Origin of the sequence: Micromonospora sp. B9E7, from assembly GCF_039871815.1 — a bacterium.
GTDB lineage: Bacteria > Actinomycetota > Actinomycetes > Mycobacteriales > Micromonosporaceae > Micromonospora.
In genome coordinates this window covers 25,546-46,626 of record NZ_JBDPLX010000008.1, presented here as the reverse complement: position 1 = coordinate 46,626, position 21,081 = coordinate 25,546, and the positions used below count along the sequence as shown (strand labels likewise).

Below are 21,081 nucleotides of genomic sequence, written 5' to 3'. Positions count from 1 at the left end.
GGTGGTCCGGCTCAGGAGCCGGCTCCGGTCCGGCGCCGTCCGCCCGCCATTCCGAGCGCGATGGCGGTGCCCACCAGCGCCACGCCGCCGAGCACCAGCAGCGAGCCGGCGCCGCGACCGCCGGCCGTTCCGCCGCCCCCGGTCGCCGGTCCCTTGCTGGGCGAGGCCATGTTCAGCACGGTCAGCGTGGTCGAGGCCGACTGCCCGTTCTCACAGCGCAGGTCGACCGGATAGTCACCGGCCTGCTTGTCCCTCGGGATGGAGGCCTGCGCGGTCAGGAAGCCCTTGTCCGGCCTGAGCGTCACGGACCCGAACGCGTCGGAGTGGACGCTCGCCTGCCGGCTGTTGTTGTCGTTGTCGCATTTCGCTTGGATGGTGACCCGACTGCCGGCTTGGGCGCTGTTCGGTGTCACCTCGACGAAGGTGTTCTCGCCGGCACGCGCCGGGGCGGCCGACATCAGGACGAACGCCCCGATCAGCCCCACCAGTGTCAGTACGGACGAGAGCGCGCGGTTGACCGTTCGGATTCCCTGCATGATTACCCCCCAACCGGCGACGACCGCCGGAACCCTCCCCTGGGCACGCGGGCTGCTTTCCCGCTGGCGCGGGGGCAAACCCGCAGGCGGGCAGGGGTGGGTCAGCGTTGACGCGGGGTGGCCCGGGCCGAGGGGAGCGGGGTGATCGGCTGCCAGCCCAGCGGGGAGGAGAGGACCATCGTGCTCGACGGCTGGCCGTACGGAGCGAGCCGGTCGATGACCCCCTCGAACGCGCCGATCGACCCGGCGGCCACCTTCAGCATGCTGCACGCGTCCCCGGTGATCCGGTGGATCTCCAGGATCTCCGGCCAACCGGCGACCGACGAGTCGTGCAGGATGCACCGCGCGCCGTAGCAGGACATCCGGATCAGGGCGACCACTGTGCGACCGGCCCGGCTCAGGTCGACGTGGGCGTGGTAGCCGGTGATGACCCCGGACTCCTCCAGCCGGCGAACCCGCTCGGCGACCGCCGGTGGCGACAGGTGCACCCGCCGGGACAACTCGCTGAAGGAGAGCCGCGCGTCGGCCTGCAACTCACGCAGCAGCGCCCAGTCCATGTCGTCCACGCTCAGACCTTACTTTCGTGAACCGACTTCGCCTAGTTGCCTTTGGTTCGCCAGAAGATGGCGGCGAGAGCCGTTGATTCGGCATTCCACAGGCCGTTCCGACCGCGGGATCATGACGTCGGCCAGTCCGGGGGAGGGAGACGAGATGGTGGATCAGACGGAGCGGCGGGCGCCGAACCGCCGCGCCACGGTGCGACCGGTGACCCCCGTGCAGCGTGCGCAGCAGGCGGAACGCACCGGTGGCGAGCCGACGCTGGAGTTCGCCGACATGGTGCCGTACGACGCGTACGTGCAGGCCAGCGCACTGCACCGGATGCAGCACCCGCTCAGCAGCGACCCGGGCGAGATGTCCTTCCTCATGGTCAGTCAGATCATGGAGCTGTACTTCGGGTTGACCTGCCACGAGCTGCGGGAGACCCAGCGGTTGATCCGTGCCGACCAGGTCTGGGAGGCGCTGGCCCCGTTGCGCCGGGCCAAGCTGCACCTGGAGGGGCTCAACGCCGCCTGGCAGGGCCTGCGTTGGATGAGCCCGGCGGACTTCAACCGGTTCCGTAACCTGCTCGGCGAGGCATCCGGCTTCCAGTCGGCCATGTACCGGCAGTTGGAGTTCCTGCTCGGGTTGCGCGACCCGACGCTGATCCGCCCGTTCCGTCGGCAGACCGAGGTGTACGCCGCGCTGACCACCGCGCTGGCCGCCCCGAGCCTCTGGGACGACGTGGTCGCGCTGCTCGCCCGGCGCGGCTTCGACCTCCCGGCCGACCTGCTGAACCGGGACGTGGCCGTCGAGCACGATCCGCAGCCGTCGGTCGAGGCGGCCTGGGTACGGGTCTACGACGACGCCGCCCCGGACAACCACCTGCGAATGCTCGGCGAGGCGCTGAGCGCGGTGGCCGAGGAGTTCGGCGACTGGCGCTGGAACCACGTCAAGGCGGTGCAGCGGACGATGGGTGCCAAGGTCGGCAGCGGAGGCTCCGCCGGCCTGGCGTGGCTGCAACGCAGCATGGCCCGGGTGGTCTTCCCGGAGCTGTGGTCGGCCCGCACCGCGATGTGACCGGAGAGCGAGACATGCACACCCCTGCACAAGAAGCGCACCGCCTCGCCGGAGGCGAGGCCGAAGCCCACCGCCTGGACGAGGCCGACCCCGGCCACCGGCACCTGTTCCACGTGCCGCCGGCCGACGGCGGCGACCACCCCGAGTCGGCGTACCTCGCCGGTAACTCGCTCGGCCTGCAACCCCGGGCCACCCGCGACGAACTCCTCGCCGACCTGGGCGCCTGGCAGCGGCTCGGCGTCGAGGGGCACGTGGAGGCGGAGCGCGCCTGGCTGCCGTACCACGAGCTGTTGACCGCGCCGGCCGCGCGACTCGTCGGCGGCCGGCCCGCGGAGACCGTGGTGATGAACTCGCTCACGGTCAACCTGCACCTGCTGATGGTGAGTTTCTACCGTCCGGCCGGTGCCCGCACCCGCATCCTCATCGAGGACTCCGCGTTCCCCTCGGACAGCTACGCGGTGCGCAGCCAGGCACGGTTCCACGGTCTGGACCCGGACGACACGGTGGTTCGGCTGCGTCCGCGCGACGGCGAGACCTCGCTGCGCACCGAGGACGTGACCGACTACCTGGCCGCCGAGGGCGACCGGGTGGCCCTGGTGTTGCTCGGCGGGGTCAACTACCTCACCGGTGAGCTGCTGGACATCCCGGCGATCACGGCTGCCGGGCGGGCGGCCGGCGCGGTGGTCGGTTGGGATCTGGCCCACGCGGTCGGCAACGTGCCGCTGGCCCTGCACGACTGGGACGTCGACTTCGCCGCCTGGTGCTCCTACAAGTACCTGAACGCAGGTCCCGGTGCCCTGGCGGGCGTCTTCGTGCACGAGCGGCACCTCGGCGATCCGGACCTGCCCCGCTTCGAGGGGTGGTGGAGCACCGCGGCGGCCACCCGGTTCGAGATGACACCGGTGTCCCGACCACCGGCCACCGTGGAGGCGTGGCAGATCTCCAACCCGCCGATCTTCGCGATGGGCCCGGTGCGCACCTCGCTGGAGCTGTTCGACTCGGTCGGCATGCCCGCGTTGCGTGCCCGCAGCCTGCGACTCACCGGCTGGTTGGAGTCGCTGCTCGACGAGGTCGTCGTCGGCCGGCCACTGCGCGTGGTCACCCCGCGCGACCCACACCGGCGCGGCTGCCAACTCTCGGTGCGTATCGGCGCCGGCAGCGCCGCCGAGCTGACCAAACGCCTGCGGTACGAGTACGGCGTCATCGCCGACGCCCGTGAACCGGACATCATCCGCTTCGCCCCGGTGCCGCTCTACTCCACGTACCTCGACTGCTGGCGTGCTGCTGCCGCGCTCGCGGCGACGGTCGGGCCGGAGGCCTCGGTGAGCGCGAGGAGTGAGCCGGGGTCGCGAGCCCCGCAGTCGCGAACGAGAGGCGGCTCAGCATGACCGCGCGACGCGACGAGATCGCGATCATCGGTGCCGGGCTGGCCGGCTGTCTGGCCGCCTGTTTCCTGGCCCGGCGCGGCTACCCGGTGGCTCTCTACGAGCGCCGCGCGGACCCGCGCGACGGCACGGCCGAGCGGGGCCGCTCGATCAACCTGGCGCTCTCCGAGCGCGGCCTGGACGCGCTGCGCCGGATCGGGCTCGCCGAGCAGGTCATGACAGACGCGCTGCCGATGCGGGGTCGGATGATCCACCCGGTCGAGGGGGAGCAGCAGTTCCAGTCGTACAGCGCCGCCGGGGACCGGGCGATCAACTCGATCAGCCGGGGCGCGCTGAACAACGCCCTGCTGGACGAGGCCGCCGCGCTGCCCGGGGTGCGGGTCGTCTTCGACCACCGGCTGGTCGGGCTCGACCCGACCGACGGTTCGCTGAGCTTCGACACCCCGCAGGGCCCGGTCACGGCCAAGGCGTCGGTCGTGCTGGGTGCCGACGGCGCCGGTTCCGCGGTGCGGGGGCAGTTGCTCGCGTACGGGCTGCTGGACGAGAGCGTGGACTTCCTCGACTACGGCTACAAGGAGTTGACGATCCCGCCGCTGGGCGGGGACTTCGCCCTGGACCCGGACGCCCTGCACATCTGGCCGCGCGGCACCTCGATGATGATCGCCCTGCCGAACCCGGACCGCTCCTTCACCTGCACGCTGTTCTGGCCCAACGACGGCGCCGGCAGCTTCGCCTCGCTGACCGGCCCGGCGGAGATCGAACGGCACTTCGCTGAGCACTACCCGGACGTCGTCCCGCTGGCTCCGAACCTGGTCGACGACTACCGGCACAACCCGGTGGGCGTGCTCGGCACGGTCCGCTGCACGCCCTGGCAGGTCAACGGAAACGTCGGTCTGCTCGGGGACGCCGCGCACGCGATCGTGCCCTTCTACGGTCAGGGCGCCAACTGCGCCTTCGAGGACGTGGTCGAGCTGGACCGCTGCCTGGACGAGTGCGCCGACGACTGGGCGGCGGCGCTGCCGCTGTTCCAGCGACGCAGGCAGGAGAACGCCGAGGCCATCGCGACGATGGCGCTCACCAACTTCGTGGAGATGCGGGACAAGGTCGCCTCGCCGGTCTTCCAGGCCCGACGTCGGGTGGAGCACGCGCTGGAACGCGCCCTGCCCGGCCGGTACGTTTCGCAGTACGAGCTGGTGTCGTTCTCCACCACCCCGTACGCGGAGGTGCGCCGCCGGGTGCGCCGACAGCACCGGGTGCTGGGGGCGGTCGTCGGCGGGGCCGCGTTGCTGCTGGTCGGCGCGATCGGCGCGGCACTGAGCCGAGGGAGGCAGGAATGACCGGCCTGTGGGACCCGCGACTGATGGCCGGCCACGCGCCAGGTGGCCCGCAGCGGTTGCGCAACTTCGTCGCCGGTGAGTTCGTCGACGGCGGGTCGACGTTCACGAAGGCCAGCCCGGTGACCGGCGAGCAGGTCTTCGAGGTGGTCGAGGCGTCGAAGTCCACGGTGGACGACGCGGTGGCCGCCGCCCGGGCGGCGTTGCGCGGGCCGTGGGGCCGGATGGGCGAACGGGAACGCGCCGAGGTGCTGCGCCGGGTCGCCGACGAGTTGGAGCGCCGCTTCGACGACCTGGTCACCGCCGAGGTCGCCGACACCGGCAAGTCCATCTCCCAGGCCCGCACCCTGGACATCCCCCGTGGGGCGGCGAACTTCCGGGCGTTCGCGGAGATCGTGGCGACCGCGCCCACCGAGTCGTTCACGACGGTCACCCCGACCGGCGGCCGGGCGCTGAACTACGCGCTGCGTAAGCCCGTCGGCGTGGTCGCGGTCATCGTGCCGTGGAACCTGCCACTGCTGCTGCTCACCTGGAAGTTGGCTCCGGCGTTGGCCTGCGGCAACGCCGTGGTGGTCAAGCCCAGCGAGGAGACGCCCGCCTCGGCGACGCTGCTCGCCGAGGTGATGGCCGCCGCCGGCGTACCGGAGGGAGTGTTCAACCTGGTGCACGGGTTCGGGCCGGATTCGGCGGGGGAGTTCCTCACCCGCCACCCGGGCGTGGACGCGATCACCTTCACCGGTGAGTCGGCCACCGGCGGCGCGATCATGCGGGCCGCCGCCGACGGCGTGAAGGCGGTGAGCTTCGAGCTGGGCGGTAAGAACGCCGGCCTGGTCTTCGCCGACGCCGACCTGGACGCCGCGGTGGCCGGCTCGGTGCGGTCCAGCTTCACCAACGGTGGACAGGTGTGTCTCTGCACCGAACGTATCTACGTGCAGCGCCCGGTCTTCGAGGAGTTCACCGCCCGGCTGGCGAAGCGGGCCGGCGAACTGGCGTACGGCTGGCCGACCGACGAGGCCACCGCCACCATGCCGCTGATCTCCCACCAGCACCGGGCGAAGGTGCTCGGCGCGTACGAGCTGGCCCGGGCCGAGGGCGCCGAGGTGCTGACCGGTGGCGGCTCGCCCACCTTCGGTGACACCCGCGACGGCGGTTCGTACGTGCAGCCGACGGTGCTCACCGGGCTCGGCCCGGACGCCCGCACCAACCGGGAGGAGATCTTCGGGCCGGTGGTGCACGTGGCGCCGTTCGACACCGAAGACGAGGCGTACGCCCTCGCCAACGGCACCGAGTACGGCCTGGCGGCGACCGTGTGGACCCGGGACGTGGGTGTCGCGCACCGGGCCGGCGCCCGGCTGGACGCCGGCATCGTCTGGGTCAACACGTGGTTCCTGCGTGACCTGCGTACCCCGTTCGGCGGGGTGAAGGCGTCCGGTATCGGTCGTGAGGGCGGCGTGCACTCGTTGAACTTCTACTCCGAACTCACGAACGTCTGCGTGGACCTGTCGTGAGCCGTAGCGAGGGAGCGGGCATGGAAGCTGACATCGAGGCCGCCAACCGGGAGCTGGCCGACGCCCGCAGCACCGGCAAGCCGTGCCCACCGCTGCGCGGGCGGCTGCTGCCGGAGGGGGACGTCGAGTCCGCGTACCGCGTGCAGCAGCTCCAGGCGCGGGCCTGGCAGGGTCGTGGCGAACGCCGGGTCGGCGCGAAGATCGGGCTGACCTCCCGGGCGGTGCAGGAGACCTTCGGGGTGTTCCAACCGGACTTCGGCATGCTGACCGACGCCATGGCGGTCGGTGACGGGGTCGAGGTGCCCATCGACCGGCTGCTCCAGCCGCGGGTCGAGGCGGAGATCGCGTTCGTGCTCGACAAGGATCTCCCGGACCCGCAGATCACGACTGTCGACCTGATCCGCGCGGTCGACCACGTGCTGCCGGCGATCGAGATCGTCGACTCGCGGATCGCCGCCTGGGACATCTCCATCGTGGACACCGTCGCCGACAACGCCTCCAGCGGGCTCTTCGTGCTCGGCACCACGCCACGCCGGCTCGCCGACGTCGATCTGCGGCTGTGCGGGATGGTGCTGGAGCACGCCGGTGAGCCGGTCTCGGTGGGCGCGGGCGCGGCCTGCCTGGGCAACCCGCTGCACGCTTTGAACTGGCTGGCCAACACCCTCGCCCGCGCCGGTGACCCGCTGCGCGCCGGGGACGTGGTGCTCTCCGGGGCGCTCGGCCCGATGGTGCCGGTCAGCCCGGGGGCCGCGTACGAGGCACGGATCTCCGGGCTCGGCTCGGTGCGCACCTGTTTCAGCAAGGCGGACCGGTGAGCGCGAGGAGTGAGCCAGTTCCGCGAGCCCCGCAGTCGCGAACGAAAGGTGGAACAGCCTCAGTGACCGGAGTGGCGGTTCTCGGTTCCGGCAACATCGGCACCGACCTGATGATCAAGGTGTTGCGCCTCAGTGACAGCCTGCGGATGGTGGCGATGGCCGGCATCGACCCGGCCTCCGACGGCCTGGCGCGGGCCCGCCGGCTCGGCGTCGCCACCACCGCCGAGGGCGTCGACGGGCTGGTCGCGATGCCCGAGTTCGCCGACGTCGAGCTGGTCTTCGACGCCACCTCGGCCGGTGCGCACCGCCATCACGACGAGGTGCTGCGCGCGCACGGCCGCACCGTGGTCGACCTGACCCCGGCCGCGCTCGGCCCGTACGTGGTGCCGCCGGTCAACCTCGACGAGCACCTGCACGAGCCGAACGTCAACATGGTGACCTGCGGCGGGCAGGCCACCGTGCCGATCGTCGCCGCCGTCCGTCGGGTCACCCCGGTGGCGTACGGGGAGATCGTCGCCTCGATCGCGTCCCGGTCGGCCGGCCCGGGCACCCGGGCCAACATCGACGAGTTCACCGAGACCACGGCCCGGGCCATCGAGGTGGTCGGTGGGGCCGAACGGGGCAAGGCGATCATCGTGCTGAACCCGGCGGACCCGCCGCTGCTGATGCGGGACACCGTCTACTGCCTCTGCCCGGACGCCGACGCCGACACCGACGCCATCGCCGCCTCGGTGGCGGACATGGTGGCGACCGTGCAGGAGTACGTCCCCGGTTACCGGCTCAAGCAGGACGTGCAGTTCGACCGGGTCGAGGCGTACCTGCCGACGCTCGGGCGTCAGCTCACCGCCCTGCAGGTGTCGGTCTTCCTGGAGGTCTCCGGCGCCGGGCACTACCTGCCCGCGTACGCCGGCAACCTGGACATCATGACCTCGGCCGCGCTGCGCACCGCGGAGCGGCTGGTCGCCGTGCGTTCGACGGGAGCGGTGGCATGACCGACCTGTACATCCAGGACGTGACGCTGCGCGACGGCATGCACGCCATCGCCCACCGGTACACCGTCGACCAGGTGCGCACGATCGCCGCCGCGCTGGACGCCGCCGGGGTGGCCGCGATCGAGGTGGCGCACGGTGACGGGCTCGCCGGTTCCAGCGTCAACTACGGCCACGGCGCGGCCAGCGACGCCGAGTGGATCTCCGCCGCCGCCGAGGTGCTGACCACGGCGAAGCTGACCACGCTGCTGCTCCCCGGCATCGGCACCATCGCCGACCTGAAGGCGGCGAAGGCGCTCGGGGTGACCAGCGTGCGGATCGCCACGCACTGCACCGAGGCGGACATCTCCGCCCAGCACATCTCCTGGGCCCGGGAGAACGGCATGGACGTGGCCGGGTTCCTGATGATGTCGCACATGAACGATCCGGCCGGGCTGGCCGGGCAGGCCAAGCTGATGGAGTCGTACGGTGCGCACTGCGTCTACGTCACCGACTCCGGCGGTCGGCTGCTGATGTCCGACGTGGCGCAGCGGGTCGACGCGTACCGGCAGGTCCTGGCCCCGGAGACGCAGATCGGCATCCACGCGCACCACAACCTGTCGCTCGGGGTCGCCAACAGCGTGCTCGCCGTCGAACACGGTCGGGTCACCGGGTCCGCGCCGGTCGGCCCGGACGCACCCCACGGCCGGACGGTCCGCGTCGACGCCTCCCTCGCCGGCATGGGCGCGGGCGCCGGCAACGCGCCGCTGGAGGTCTTCGTGGCGGTCGCCGAACTGCACGGTTGGAAGCACGGCTGCGACGTGTTCGCGCTGATGGACGCGGCTGACGACATCGTCCGCCCGTTGCAGGACCGGCCGGTCCAGGTGGACCGGGAGACGCTCTCCCTGGGGTACGCCGGGGTCTACTCCAGCTTCCTGCGGCACGCCGAGCGGGCCTCCGCGAAGTACGGCGTGGACGTCCGGTCGATCCTGGTCGAGCTGGGCCGGCGTCGGATGGTCGGCGGCCAGGAGGACATGATCGTGGACGTCGCACTCGACCTGGCCGGTAAGGAGCAGGCTGTGGGCGCGAGGAGTGAGCCGGGTTTGCCAGCCCCGCAGTCGCGAACGGAAGGTGGCGCAGCATGATCGGACCGGACGTCGCGGGAATCGCCGAGAAGTTGGGGGCGGCGGCCGACACGGCCACCGCGATCCCGCAGCTCGCCGCCGAGACCGGCCTGGACGTCGACGCCGCGTACGCGGTGCAGGCCGCGCTGCTCCAACGCCGCGTCGAGGCGGGTGAGCGGCTCGTCGGGCTGAAGATGGGGCTGACCAGCAGGGCGAAGATGGCCCAGGTCGGCGTGGACGAGGTGATCTGGGGGCGGCTCACCGATGTGATGCGGGTGCCCGACGGTGGCGTGGTGGACCCGGCCGCGTACATCCACCCCCGGGTCGAGCCGGAGGTGGCGTTCCTGCTGGACCGGCTGCCCGAGCCGGGCGAGCCGGTCGGCGACTTCGCCAGCGCGGTCCGCGCGGTCGCCCCGGCCATCGAGCTGATCGACTCCCGGTACGCGGACTTCCGCTTCTCGCTGCCGGACGTGATCGCCGACAACACCTCCGCGGCCGCGTTCGTGGTCGGGCCGTGGTCGCCGGTGCCGGCGGGCCTGGACAACCTGGGCGTGCTGCTGGAGGTCGACGGGCGGGTCGCACAGGTCGGCTCGACGGCCGCGATCCTCGGTGACCCCCGTCGGGCGCTCGACGAGGGCATCCGACTGGCCGGCCGGCACGGGGTGCGGTTGGAGTCCGGGTGGGTCTTCCTGGCCGGCGCCGCCACCGCTGCCGTTCCGCTGCGTCCGGGCGCGCACGTGCGGGCCGTCGTCGAGAAGCTCGGCACGGCGTCGCTGCGGGCGTCGTCGTGACCGCGCGGGTGGTGGCCGGGAAGGCCGTGCCTCGGGGGGCTTTTCCGCACGTCAAGGTCGCCGGTGGGTTCGTCTTCGTCTCGGGTACGTCGTCGCGGCGGCCGGACAACACGTTCGCCGGGGTATCGGTCGACGAACTCGGCACCACGAACCTCGACATCCGGGTGCAGACGCGAGCCGTGATCGAGAACATCGGCGATCTGCTCCGTTCCGTCGGCGCGGACCTCACCGACCTCGTGCAGGTGACGTCGTACCTGGTCAACATGAACGACTTCGGTGGTTACAACGAGGTGTGGGCGGAGTTCTTCGACGCGTCCGGACCGACCCGTACGACGGTCGCGGTGCACCAGTTGCCGCACCCGCACCTGCTCATCGAGATCCAGGCAGTGGCCCTTCTTCCCTCGGGAGGTCAGTCGTGAGTGAGATCGCCGAACCGTTCAGCTTTCCGGGATGGATCGCGGACAACCAGCACCTGTTGAAGCCGCCGGTGGGCAACAAGGAGATGTTCCCCGGCGGGGACGACTTCATCGTGATGGTGGTGGGCGGGCCCAACCAGCGCACCGACTTCCACGTGGACCCGTACGAGGAGTTCTTCTACCAGGTCAAGGGCAACATGCACATCAACCTGGTCACCCCGGAGGGGCCGCGTACGGTGCACGTGCGCGAGGGTCAGATGTGGATGCTGCCGCGCAACACCCCGCACTCCCCGCAGCGGCCGGAGGCCGGCTCGATCGGTGTGGTCGTCGAGCGGGTCCGTGAGGAGGGCACGCTGGAGACGTTCCAGTGGTACTGCCCGGAGTGCGGCAACAAGGTGCACGAGGTGGAGTTGCAGGTCCGCGACATCGCCGCCGACCTGCCGCCGGTGTTCCAGGCGTTCTACGCCGACGAGCAGGCGCGTACCTGCGCCGACTGCGGCATGCTGCACCCGGGCAAGGGCTGATGCCCGCAGGCGTGGTCGACGTGCACACCCACGTCGTACCGAAGGGGTGGCCGGACCTCGGCGCGGCGTGCGGTGGGTCCGGCTGGCCGTGGCTGCGGGTCGACTCCGAGCGCGCCGCCATGATCATGGTGGGGGAGACGGAGTTCCGTCCGGTCGGCGCCGAGTGTTGGGACGCGTCCCGCCGACTGGCCGACATGGACGCCGACGGCGTGGACGTGCAGGTGGTCTCGCCCACGCCGGTCTTCTTCAGTTACGACCGCCCGGCCGACCAGGCGGTGAAGGTCGCCCGGATCTTCAACGACCTGACCCTGGAGGTCACCGCCGCCGGTGGCGACCGACTGGTGCCGTTCTGCCAGGTGCCGCTCCAGGACCCGGACGCCGCGTGCGCCGAACTGGATCGCAGCCTGGCCGCCGGGCACGTGGGTGTGGAGATCGGCAACCACGTCGGCGACCGGGATCTGGACGACGCGGGTGTGGTCACCTTCCTCCAGCACTGTGCCGAGGTGAATGCGCCTGTCTTCGTCCACCCGTGGGACATGCCGGACGGTCCGCGACTGGACCGCTGGATGGCCCGTTGGCTCACCGGGATGCCCGCCGAGACGCACCTGTCGGTGCTGGCGATGATCCTGGGCGGTGTCTTCGACCGGGTGCCCGAGTCGCTGCGGATCTGCTTCGCGCACGGCGGTGGCAGCTTCCCGTTCTGGCTCGGCCGCGCCGACAACGCCTGGCACCGCCGGGGCGACCTGGTCCGTGGCGCGTCCGTCGCCCCGCCCAGCAGCTACGTCGACCGGTTCCTCGTCGACTCGGTGGTCTTCGCGGCGCCCGCGCTGCGGCTGCTGGTCGACACGATGGGGGAGGACCGGGTGCTGGTCGGCAGCGACTACCCGTACCCGCTGGGCGAACGGCCGGCCGGTGCGGTGGTCCGCGACGCCGACTTCCTCACCGACACCCAGCGCGGCAAGCTCCTGTCCACCAACGCGCTGCGCTTCCTCGGTGAGTCGGGTATATAAAGAATGCCTTCGCGGATATACTCGGCGTATGAAGACTGTTATCGATCTTGACGATGAACTGCTCGACCGGGCACGTCGCGAGCTGGGCACCAAGAGCAAGAAGGACACCATCCATGCCGCCCTACGCCTGGTCGCCGAGCGGAGTGAGCGTGCGCAGGCCATCCGGGAGCTGCTCTCGGTCGACCAGGACTGGACCGGTCTGCTCGAGGACGACAAGACACCGCGCGGCGAGCAGGACGCCGCATGATCCTACCGGCCGGGCTCTACCTCATCGACACGTCGGCGTGGAGCCGCCGACGTCAACCGATCGTAGGCAAGCGAATCACGACGATCCTCGAGGAAGGGCTCGCCGCGACCTGCGTACCGCTCGATCTCGAGAACGGGCGAAGTGCCCGCAACTTCCGGGACGCCATGACGATGCGCGCACGCCGAGCGGAGCTAATGGTCGACCTCCCGATCACCCCGGCTGTCGCCACCCGGGCCCGTGACCTGCAACTGGCGCTGACAGCCCGTGGCCACCATCGGGCGGCCAGCCCCGTCGACGTCCTGGTTGCGGCGGCCGCCGCCGAATACTCCGCGATCGTCCTGCACTACGACCGCGATTTCGACCTGATCAGTGACGTCGGCGGACCGCGCAGTGAATGGGTGGCACCTGCGGGCACGCTGGACGCGCTGTGAGCCGCCGTGTCTGCACCTCGCGGCCGCTCCCAGCGGGCAGGATGACGGGATGGCCGAGCCGCACGACCTGACCGCGTTGGAGCAGGCCGCCGCCATCGCGCGCGGCGAACTGTCCAGCGTCGAGCTGGTCGAGCACCACCTGCGGCGGGTGACCGCCCTCGGTGACACCGTGGGCGCGTTCGTCACCGTCACACCGGACCTGGCTCGGGAGGCCGCCCGCGCCGCCGACGCCGCTCCCGCCGACACGCGTGGTCCGCTGCACGGCGTGCCGACCGCGATCAAGGACCTGACCCTCACCGCCGGGGTCCGCACCACCTTCGGTTCGGCGGCGTTCCTCGACTTCGTTCCACCGGTCGACGCCGACGTGGTCCGGTTCATCAAGGCCGCCGGCCTGGTCAGTCTCGGCAAGACGACCACCTCCGAGCTGGGTTGCTCGCTCTACTCGGAGGGTCGGGTCGCTCCGCCCGCCCGCAACCCGTGGCAGTTGGCGTACACCGCTGGTGGGTCCAGCGGCGGCGCCGCAGCAGCGGTGGCCGCCGGGCTGGTCCCGGTCGCCCAGGGCTCCGATGGTGGCGGCTCGCTGCGCATCCCGGCGTCGCTCTGCGGCCTGGTCGGCTACAAGCCCAGCCGTGGCCTGGTCTCCGGCGGGCCGGTCGGCTCCGGAGCGTTCGGCCTGCCCACCAGCGGCCCGCTCGGGCGGACCGTCACCGACGTCGCCGCGCTGCTCGACGTCATGGCCGTGCCGGTGCCCGGCGAGCCCTACCTGTCGCCGCCCGCGCCCTCCGAGGGCTATCTGGCCGTGGCGCGCCGGGCCGAGCCGGGCCCGTTGCGGATCGGCCGGTTCACCACGCCGATGCTCGCCGACGAGCCGGTCCACCCCGACTGCGTGGCCGCCGTGGACTCCGCCGTCGCGCTGCTCACCGCGGCCGGGCACGAGGTGGTCGAGGTACCGCCGCCGCTCACGCCTTCGGTGTGGCCGCTGTTCGAGATCCTCTGGTACGTGTTGGCGCTCGCCCCGGTGCCGCCGCAACGCGAAGCGGAGCTGCTGCCGTTGACGCGGCTGATGCGCGCCCGGGGTGCCGAGGTCAGCGCCGGCACGCTCGCCGCCACCCTGGGGGAGTTGCAGGCGCAGGTCCGCCTCGGCACCCGCCGCACCGCCGGCGTCGATCTGCTGCTCTGCCCCACCCTGGCGGCCCCGCAGGCGCCCGTGGGCTGGTTCACCGCCGATGGTGACCCGGCGGCCGACTTCGACCGGCAACGCCGCTTCTCGCCCTACTGCGCCGTCTTCAACGTCACCGGCGATCCCTCCGTCTCCCTGCCGGTGGGCAGCACGACCGACGGACTGCCCGTCGGGGTGCTGCTCACGGGCCGGTACGGTGACGACGCGCGGCTGATCGCGACCGCTGCGCAACTGGAGAACTCCAGTGACGGATGGGATCGGCACCCCGCAATCTGGCGGGCCGCCGACTCCGCTAACGTGAATGGTGACGGCGTCGGGTGGCCGGCATCATGATCATCCATTCGACCCGGCAGTTCAAGGTCGTCCTTCTTCCGCCTGGGGGCGTTGGGATTGTCTGTTACCGAGACGTTGCTGGTCTTCGTCGGCATCCCGCTGGCCGCGGTGCTGGTCATCACCGGTCTCACCTACGCCAGCAGCCGTGGTGGTGCCACGACCGGCGGCGGTGGCGCCAAGCGCTACCGCCCGGGCCGGCCCTTCGACTTCACTCCGGTCTGGTTCCTGGGCCGCCCGGAGCAGCTGGCCGACTCGGCCGGCACCGCGCTGACGGCGGGGGCGCAGGCGCCCGCGCTGACCAGCCACAAGCTTGAGAAGGCCAGCGTCGAGGCGCCGGCCGGTGGAACCGGAGGCGCAAGTGACCGTTGGTGAGAAGCAGGCCGGGTCGGATAATCCGCCCGAGGTGCTGGACGGGCCCTTCTCGACCCGCCAGCTGCTGCGCATCGACGAGGCGTTGCGCCTCGCCGACCAGGGCACCGGCCTGGTCTTCTCGGTCTTCGTCGGTGGTCTCGACGAGCCCGTCCGGGAGCACGCCCAGCGGCTGCACCGCCAGCTCGCCGACCCCGACAAGTCGGTGCTGATCGCGGTGTCGCCCAACCAGCGTCAGCTGGAGATCATCACCGGTCGGTACGCCCGCAAGCGCATCCCCGACACGTACGCGAAGCTGGCCGCGCTCTCCATGGCCGGCGCGTTCAGCGGGGGCGACCTGGCCGGCGGCATCATCAACGGCCTCGACCAGCTCGCCAGCCACGCCGGCAAGGGCTGAGCCCTCCCTCGTACGACAAAGCCCGGCCCGCGTTCAGCGGGCCGGGCTTTCACGTGTCAGCGCGGCCAGGCGGAGGGATCGAGGCGCATCGGCCACGGCTCGTCCACGCTTACCGCGTCGTCTGGGCCGATGGTGCCCAACAGTTCGTAATGGTCACCCTTACCGAGGCGGTAGCGGTAGATCACCGGGCCGAAGTCGCCCTGTTCCACCCGCCAGTAGTGCGGGATGCCTGCTTCAGCGTAGAGGGCGGGTTTGGTGAAACGATCGTGGCGACGGCTCCCCGTCGACTCGACTTCCAGGACGAGCGCGATGTGCGTCGGGTCGGCCCACATCTGCCCGCGCGGCGCGTTTGGTCCCAGCACCGTCAGATCGGGGATGAGATTACCGCCGGGGACCTGCACCCCGATCTCCCGGATCACGCGCCAACCGGTGGGAGCCGCCTGGCGAATCGCCATCCGAATCTCGTCGGCCAGCTCATGGTGCTCCGGACCGGCTGGAGGCGTCACGTGCAGGCTCCCGTCGATTATCTCGTAGCGGTTCCCGTCCTCAGGCAGGTCGAACAGGTCCTGCTCGCGCCAGCCCCGCTCCGGGGGTTGCCACCGGTAGGTCGGCTGTGCCATCACGTCCACCTCCTCTCGTCACGATAACGCCCGGGGCCGGCGCGGGCTCCCACCCACGCCGGCCCCGGGCCGGACAACGCTCCACGCCGGCCCCGGGCCGGACAACGCTGCTCAGGCGCTCTGGGCGTCCTTCGCGCGGGCCTTCAGCGCCCGCACCACACCGTCGCGGCCCTCGGCGACCAACCGGCGCAGCGGGCCGGGGTGCCCGTCGCCGGCCAGCCACGCGTCGGTGGCCGCCACCGTGTCGTCCTCCACCAGGTAGGTCGGGTACGCCAACTGCGCGAACTCCTGCGCCGGCTCGCTGTCCCGGGTGGCCCACACCTGCGCGACGGTCGCGAAGTACCGCTCCCGGTACGGGGCGATCAGCTCGACCTGCGTCGGGTGCGCGAAGCCCTGCAACAGGGCCCGGTGCCGCCAGTTGGGCAGCGCGTCGGGGCCGGTCAGCAGCGCCCACACGGCGGCCTTGTTCTCGGCCGTCGGCACCAGCGCCTGGGCGTACGCGGCCTCCCGCTCACCGCTGGCGGTGCGGTCGCCGGCCAGTTCCGCCTCGATCTCGGCGGCACCCGCCGCACCGTTCGCCACCAGCGCGGCGAGGACCGACCAGCGCAACTCGGTGTCCACGGTCAGCCCGGTCGGCATCCCGGTGCCGTCCAACCAACCGCGCAGCGTTGCCAGGTCCTCGTCGGACCGCGCCGCCGAGGTGAACGCGCGAGCCCAGGCGAGCTGGAACCCGCTGCCCGGCTCCGCGTTGGCGAGCGCGTCACGGGCGGTCCGGGCCAGCTCCGCCCAGCCGGTCGGCGCCCAGGCCGGGTCGGCGTACAGGGTGAGCGCGGTGGTCGCCTGCCGCAGGGTGGCGGTGACCAGGTTGATGTCGGTCTCGGCGGGCAGCCCGCTCAGCGTCAGCGCCAGGTAGTCGCGGGCGGACAGTTCGGCGTCGCGGATCATGTCCCACGCGGCGGTCCAGCACAGCGCCCGGGCCAGCGACGACTCGAAGCCACCGATGTGCTGCACCACCGTCGCCATCGACCGGTCGTCGAGGCGCAGCTTGGTGTAGCTCAGGTCGTCGTCGTTGAGCAGCAGCACGTCGGCGGCGCGCACACCCCGCAGCTCGGCGAGGTCGGTCCGCTCGCCGGTCACGTCCACCTCGTACCGCTCGCGGCGGACCAGCCGCCCGTCGGTCAGGTCGTACAGGCCCACGCCGATCCGGTGCGTCCGCAGCGTCGGGTACGCGGTCGGCGCCTCCTGCCGGACCGCCACCTGCTCGTACGTGCCGTCGGCGCCGATGGTGACCTCCGGGCGCAACGTGTTGACCTGCGCGGTCTCCAGCCACTGCGCCGCGAACTTGCGCAGCTCCCGGCCGGAGGCCGTCTCCAACTCGCTGAGCAGGTCGTCGAAGGTGGCGTTGCCCCAGGCGTGCTTGCCGAAGTAGGCCCGCAACCCGGCGACGAACGGCTCCTCGCCCACGTACGCGACGAGCTGCTTGAGCACGCTCGCGCCCTTGGCGTACGTGATGCCGTCGAAGTTGACCTCGACGGCCTCCATGTCCGGCATCTCGGTGTAGACCGGGTGGGTGGAGGACAGCTGGTCCTGCCGGTAGCCCCAGTTCTTCCGGATGGACAGGAACGTCGTCCACGCCTCGGTGAACCGGGTGGCGTTGGTGTTGCACCAGTGGCTGGCCCACTCGGCGAACGACTCGTTCAGCCACAGGTCGTTCCACCAGCGCATGGTGACCAGGTCACCGAACCACATGTGGGCCAGCTCGTGCAGGATCGTGTTGGCGCGCTGCTCGTACTCGAAGTCGGTGACCTGCGAGCGGAACAGGTAGTGCGACTCGGCGTGCGTGACGCAGCCGAAGTTCTCCATCGCGCCGGCGTTGAAGTCGGGCACCCAGAGCTGGTCGTACTTCGGCAGCGGGTAGCGCACGTCGAACTTCTCGTGGAAGAAGTCGAAGCCCTGCTTGGTGATCAGGAACAGGTCGTCGGAGTCCAGGTAGCGCGCCATCGACGCGCGGCAGAACACCCCGAGGTCGATGCCGTCGTGGCTGTCCCGCACCTCGTGGTACGGCCCGGCGCACATGGCGGTGATGTAGGTGCTCATCCGGGGCGACTCGGTGAAGTGCAGCGTCTTGAGCCCCTCACCCGCAGGCTCCTCCCGCTGCACCGGCATGTTGGACACCGCCCGCCAGTGCGCCGGCACGGTGGCGTGCCAGGTGTAGACGCTCTTCAGGTCGGGCTGGTCGAAGCAGGCGAACACCCGCTGCGCGTCGGCGGTCTCGAACTGGCTGTAGAGGTACGTCTCGCCGTCCACCGGGTCGACCGTGCGGTGCAGGCCCTGACCACTGTTGGAGAAACTGAAGTCGGCGTCGACCACCAGGGTGTTGTCGCTGTCCAGACCGGACAGCACCAGGCCCTTCTCGGCCGACCAGTCGGAGAGGTCGACCGGCGTGCCGTTCAGCGTCGCGGAGCGCACCGAGTCGGCGGCCAACTCGATGAATGTGCTCGCACCCGGTTCTGAACAGCGGAAGCGGACCTCGGTGACGGACCGGAAGGTGCGGCCGTCCGCCGCCAGCACGGCGCTCGACAGGTCCAGCCTGATGTCGTACCCCGTCACGTTGAGCAGGCGGGCCCGCTCGGTCGCCTCGACCTGGGTCAGGTTGCGCACTCCCGGCACTGTTCGTCTCCATCCCACATCACGCCGACGCCCGGCGGCGTCCGTCTGACAGCCACTCGTGGCGGCTGGCCCGATTCGAGTCTTCCACGTACGGGCAGCCGGCGGTGGCCGAGGTCACGCTCTCATTCGGGTGCCGCTCGACGCGGTGCGGGGTGAGGATTCCGGTGAGACGCCGGACTGCCGGCGCCCCGTTGCGAAGGGACCTCACCGTGACCGATCGCGTCACCGCCGACATGTGGTTCGACCCGGCCTGCCCGTGGGCGTGGATCACGTCCCGCTGGCTGCTCGAGGTCGAGCAGGTTCGTGACGTGGACATCCGTTTCCACGTGATGAGCCTGGCCGTGCTCAACGACGGCCGGGACGAGCTGCCCGAGGAGTACAAGTCCTTCCTCCGCACCGCCTGGGGCCCGGTGCGGGTCTGCATCGCCGCCGAGCAGCGGTACGGCAACGACGTCCTGCGCCCGCTCTACACCGCGCTCGGCACCCGGATCCACCTCGGCAAGGAGGAGCGGGCGCACGAGCTGTACGTCGCCGCGCTGACCGACGCCGGCCTGGACCCGGCGCTTGCCGCCGCCGCCGACAGCACCGACTTCGACGAGGCGTTGCGGGTCAGCCACGAGGCCGGCATGCGCCCGGTCGGACAGGACGTCGGCACTCCGGTCGTCCACGCGCCCGGCCCGGACGGCACCCCCGTCGCGTTCTTCGGCCCGGTGATCACCCCGGCTCCGAAGGGGGAGGCCGCCGGCCGGCTCTGGGACGGTGTCCTGCTGGTCGCCGGCACGCCCGGCTTCTACGAGCTGAAGCGCACTCGCGAGCAGGACCCGATCTTCGACTGAGCGCTGAAGGAAGGGCCCCTTGTTAACGCTATGCGTTAACAAGGGGCCCTTCCTTCAGCGCGGCGTGTCGGGCCGCCGCGTTGCCCGCCCCGTCACCGGGAGACCGCTGCACTCGTTGGCCTGCATGTCCGCCGCAGCGACCCGCAGGGCCGCACCCGCAGTTCGTGGAGGCAATCCCGATGGCCAAGCACCGTGCGTCCGGTGACGATCAGCTGACCCGGGCGGGGGTGATCGACACTCCCGGCGCGGACTACTGGTCCGTTGACGATTCCCGCTGGCCGGCGGTCCGTCCGGACCTACCCGCCCACCTGGTCGAATTGCTCGCGCCGCCCATCGTGGTGGGCGTGGCCCGGGTGCCGGTGACCTCCCGGCTCACACCGCCCGCGCCGGCCAACCCGTTGCCGCCGGCCGCCGACTCCGTACCGACGGATCTGTCGACGCTGGCGGCACCGGCGGAACCCGCGCCCCCACCGCCGGCGCCGGCCGCCCCGCGCCCGGTGCCGACGCCGCCGCTGAACCCGCGGCCCGTCCCGTCGCCGCCCCCGGAGCGTCCCGTGCCGGGGCCGCCCGCGTCGCCCCGCCGCAGCGTGAACACCGGACCGGTCGGCACCGTCCGACGGGGCAACAGCGGGCCGGTGAGCGCGGGTCGGCACCGCCGGGGCGTGTCCGACCGCGCCGGCTGACCGCCGCGCCGGGCCTGGCGCTTTCATCTGGTGGACGCCCTGCGGGTCCCCGTCGGCGGCAACACCGTCGCCGGTAGCGTCACGGGTATGACGGTCGTGCATCCGATCACCCGAGCGTGGGTCACCACTGGTGGCACCGGCGCGCAGAACTACGACGAGTTCGCCGACGACGCGGAGATCACCGCGATCATCGAGGCGAACCCGCACAGTGCCCTCGGCATCGAGATGCCGCACCGCGCCCCGCAGAGCCTGGGCAAGTCCTTCCTCGACGCGCTGCCGGACGCGGTCTCCCGCCTCGCCGAGGCCAAGGCGGACGGCAGTTACACCCCCGCCGAGCAGGTGGTGGTGCTCTACCGGATCACCGCAGCCGGCGAGGAGCCCGCGTACGGGCTGTTCGCGATGGTGGACACCGACCAGATCTCCACCCGGGCCGACGAGCCGGGCCTGGTCATCCGCAACGAGGACGTGTTCATCGCCAAGGTGCGCGAGCGGGTGGCACTGGCCGAGGCGCTGGGTCACCTGCTCTCACCCGTGCTGTTGCTGCAGACCGGGCGTGGCGACGAGCTGCACGCCGCCCTCGCGACGGCGACCGAGGCGGCCGGCGTGCCCGCCGCGACGGACACCGACCAGGCCGGGCGCACGCACGCGATCTGGTTGCTCGGCCCCGGTCCGGAGCAGACCGCGCTGACCGACCTCGCCGGTGGCGGGGAGCTGGTCGTCGCCGATGGCAACCACCGCAGCCTGGCCGCCCAGACCGGCGGACTGTCCCGCTTCCTGGCCGTGGTCACCACCCCCGCGTCGGTGGCCATCCAGCCATACAACCGGCTGGTCAGCGAGCTGACCACGACGCCAGCAGAGCTGCTCGACCGGCTGCGGGCCGCGGGTGCCGAGGTCGAGCCGATCGACGGCCCGGTCGAGGTCCCGGCGGGCGGCGGCACCGTGCACCTCCGCCTCGACGGCCGGGGGTACGCGGTGCGCCTGCCCGCCACCGCCGGCGCCCGCCTGGAGAACCTGGACCACGCCCTGGTCGAGCGGTTGCTGCTGCGCGACGCGCTCGGTCTCGACCCGGGCGACAAGCGGATCACCTACGTCGGTGGTGACTACCCGGCGAGCTGGCTCACCGGTGAGGTCGACGCCGGCCGGGCCGAGCTGGCCATCCTGATCGCGCCGGTGACCGTGGCGGACTTCGTCGCGGTGAACCTGGCCCGGGAGAAGATGCCCCGCAAGAGCACCTGGTTCACCCCGAAGGCGCGTGGCGGTCTGGTGGTCGCCGAACTGCCGCGCTGA

The 21,081-nt window shown here is 71.6% G+C and carries 22 protein-coding genes and 1 pseudogene; 19 read left to right on the top strand and 4 right to left on the bottom strand.

Going from position 1 to position 21,081, the window contains the following annotated elements; genetic code table 11:
- Nucleotides 1-11: 11 nt before the first annotated feature.
- Nucleotides 12-536: a hypothetical protein gene (locus ABGB10_RS15285; RefSeq protein ID WP_347661506.1), complete on the bottom strand. Its 525-nt coding sequence runs from the start codon at nt 534-536 to the stop codon at nt 12-14.
- A 101-nt stretch (nt 537-637) separates the two neighbouring features.
- A complete protein-coding gene (locus ABGB10_RS15280) occupies nt 638-1,102 on the bottom strand; it encodes an Lrp/AsnC family transcriptional regulator (RefSeq protein WP_347661505.1) in 465 nt (154 codons plus the stop codon).
- Between the two features lie 148 nt (nt 1,103-1,250).
- Here ABGB10_RS15280 and ABGB10_RS15275 point away from each other — a divergent pair, with 148 nt between their 5' ends.
- The 16 genes and pseudogenes from ABGB10_RS15275 to ABGB10_RS15200 all read left to right on the top strand — a co-directional run bounded on the left by ABGB10_RS15275 (nt 1,251) and on the right by ABGB10_RS15200 (nt 14,985).
- The gene (locus tag ABGB10_RS15275; protein ID WP_347661704.1) at nt 1,251-2,153 is read left to right on the top strand and encodes a tryptophan 2,3-dioxygenase family protein; all 903 of its coding nucleotides are present in this window, start codon (nt 1,251-1,253) and stop codon (nt 2,151-2,153) included.
- Between the two features lie 14 nt (nt 2,154-2,167).
- Nucleotides 2,168-3,460 (top strand): annotated as a pseudogene (gene kynU, locus ABGB10_RS15270) (kynureninase); the annotation flags it as partial.
- A gap of 77 nt (nt 3,461-3,537) precedes the next feature.
- Nucleotides 3,538-4,875 carry an NAD(P)/FAD-dependent oxidoreductase gene (locus ABGB10_RS15265; RefSeq protein WP_347661504.1) on the top strand — a complete coding sequence of 446 codons (1,338 nt, stop codon included), beginning with the start codon at nt 3,538-3,540 and terminating at the stop codon, nt 4,873-4,875.
- 23 nt (nt 4,876-4,898) lie between these two features.
- Nucleotides 4,899-6,380 carry a 2-hydroxymuconic semialdehyde dehydrogenase gene (locus ABGB10_RS15260; protein ID WP_347661703.1) on the top strand — a complete coding sequence of 494 codons (1,482 nt, stop codon included), beginning with the start codon at nt 4,899-4,901 and terminating at the stop codon, nt 6,378-6,380.
- Between the two features lie 20 nt (nt 6,381-6,400).
- Nucleotides 6,401-7,195, top strand: coding sequence for a fumarylacetoacetate hydrolase family protein (locus ABGB10_RS15255; protein WP_347661503.1), 795 nt, complete (start codon nt 6,401-6,403; stop codon nt 7,193-7,195).
- A 62-nt stretch (nt 7,196-7,257) separates the two neighbouring features.
- Nucleotides 7,258-8,187 (top strand): acetaldehyde dehydrogenase (acetylating), encoded by a 930-nt coding sequence (locus ABGB10_RS15250; RefSeq protein ID WP_347661502.1) that lies wholly within the window; start codon nt 7,258-7,260, stop codon nt 8,185-8,187.
- The gene (dmpG, locus tag ABGB10_RS15245; RefSeq protein ID WP_347661501.1) at nt 8,184-9,308 is read left to right on the top strand and encodes a 4-hydroxy-2-oxovalerate aldolase; all 1,125 of its coding nucleotides are present in this window, start codon (nt 8,184-8,186) and stop codon (nt 9,306-9,308) included. Before ABGB10_RS15250 ends, dmpG begins: the two co-directional genes overlap by 4 nt.
- Nucleotides 9,305-10,078 (top strand): fumarylacetoacetate hydrolase family protein, encoded by a 774-nt coding sequence (locus tag ABGB10_RS15240; protein WP_347661500.1) that lies wholly within the window; start codon nt 9,305-9,307, stop codon nt 10,076-10,078. Before dmpG ends, ABGB10_RS15240 begins: the two co-directional genes overlap by 4 nt.
- Nucleotides 10,075-10,497 (top strand): RidA family protein, encoded by a 423-nt coding sequence (locus ABGB10_RS15235; protein ID WP_347661499.1) that lies wholly within the window; start codon nt 10,075-10,077, stop codon nt 10,495-10,497. Before ABGB10_RS15240 ends, ABGB10_RS15235 begins: the two co-directional genes overlap by 4 nt.
- Nucleotides 10,494-11,018 carry a 3-hydroxyanthranilate 3,4-dioxygenase gene (locus ABGB10_RS15230; protein WP_347661498.1) on the top strand — a complete coding sequence of 175 codons (525 nt, stop codon included), beginning with the start codon at nt 10,494-10,496 and terminating at the stop codon, nt 11,016-11,018. Before ABGB10_RS15235 ends, ABGB10_RS15230 begins: the two co-directional genes overlap by 4 nt.
- Entirely contained in the window at nt 11,018-12,028 is a 1,011-nt protein-coding gene (locus ABGB10_RS15225; RefSeq protein ID WP_347661497.1) for an amidohydrolase family protein, read from the top strand. Before ABGB10_RS15230 ends, ABGB10_RS15225 begins: the two co-directional genes overlap by 1 nt.
- A gap of 28 nt (nt 12,029-12,056) precedes the next feature.
- Nucleotides 12,057-12,275: a type II toxin-antitoxin system VapB family antitoxin gene (locus ABGB10_RS15220; protein WP_347661496.1), complete on the top strand. Its 219-nt coding sequence runs from the start codon at nt 12,057-12,059 to the stop codon at nt 12,273-12,275.
- Complete coding sequence (locus ABGB10_RS15215) at nt 12,272-12,706, top strand: PIN domain-containing protein (protein ID WP_347661495.1); 435 nt, start codon at nt 12,272-12,274, stop codon at nt 12,704-12,706. The genes ABGB10_RS15220 and ABGB10_RS15215 overlap by 4 nt, the downstream gene beginning before the upstream one ends.
- 49 nt (nt 12,707-12,755) lie before the next feature.
- Nucleotides 12,756-14,219 carry an amidase gene (locus ABGB10_RS15210; protein ID WP_347661494.1) on the top strand — a complete coding sequence of 488 codons (1,464 nt, stop codon included), beginning with the start codon at nt 12,756-12,758 and terminating at the stop codon, nt 14,217-14,219.
- A 75-nt stretch (nt 14,220-14,294) separates the two neighbouring features.
- The gene (locus ABGB10_RS15205; protein WP_278142390.1) at nt 14,295-14,591 is read left to right on the top strand and encodes a hypothetical protein; all 297 of its coding nucleotides are present in this window, start codon (nt 14,295-14,297) and stop codon (nt 14,589-14,591) included.
- Nucleotides 14,578-14,985, top strand: coding sequence for a DUF5130 family protein (locus ABGB10_RS15200; protein ID WP_347661493.1), 408 nt, complete (start codon nt 14,578-14,580; stop codon nt 14,983-14,985). The genes ABGB10_RS15205 and ABGB10_RS15200 overlap by 14 nt, the downstream gene beginning before the upstream one ends.
- A gap of 56 nt (nt 14,986-15,041) precedes the next feature.
- Here ABGB10_RS15200 and ABGB10_RS15195 read toward each other — a convergent pair whose 3' ends face one another.
- Both ABGB10_RS15195 and pepN read right to left on the bottom strand, forming a co-directional pair.
- The gene (locus ABGB10_RS15195; protein WP_347661492.1) at nt 15,042-15,605 is read right to left on the bottom strand and encodes a Uma2 family endonuclease; all 564 of its coding nucleotides are present in this window, start codon (nt 15,603-15,605) and stop codon (nt 15,042-15,044) included.
- Nucleotides 15,606-15,716: 111 nt separating this feature from the next.
- A complete protein-coding gene (gene pepN / locus ABGB10_RS15190) occupies nt 15,717-18,266 on the bottom strand; it encodes an aminopeptidase N (protein ID WP_347661491.1) in 2,550 nt (849 codons plus the stop codon).
- Nucleotides 18,267-18,484: 218 nt separating this feature from the next.
- On the opposite strand from pepN, the gene ABGB10_RS15185 reads away from it, so the two are divergent.
- The 3 genes from ABGB10_RS15185 (at nt 18,485) to ABGB10_RS15175 (ending at nt 21,081) form a co-directional block, all read left to right on the top strand.
- Nucleotides 18,485-19,111: a disulfide bond formation protein DsbA gene (locus ABGB10_RS15185; protein ID WP_347661490.1), complete on the top strand. Its 627-nt coding sequence runs from the start codon at nt 18,485-18,487 to the stop codon at nt 19,109-19,111.
- A 179-nt stretch (nt 19,112-19,290) separates the two neighbouring features.
- Nucleotides 19,291-19,794, top strand: coding sequence for a hypothetical protein (locus ABGB10_RS15180; protein WP_347661489.1), 504 nt, complete (start codon nt 19,291-19,293; stop codon nt 19,792-19,794).
- Between the two features lie 87 nt (nt 19,795-19,881).
- On the top strand, nt 19,882-21,081 hold the full coding sequence (locus ABGB10_RS15175) for a DUF1015 family protein (protein WP_347661488.1): 1,200 nt from the start codon (nt 19,882-19,884) through the stop codon (nt 21,079-21,081).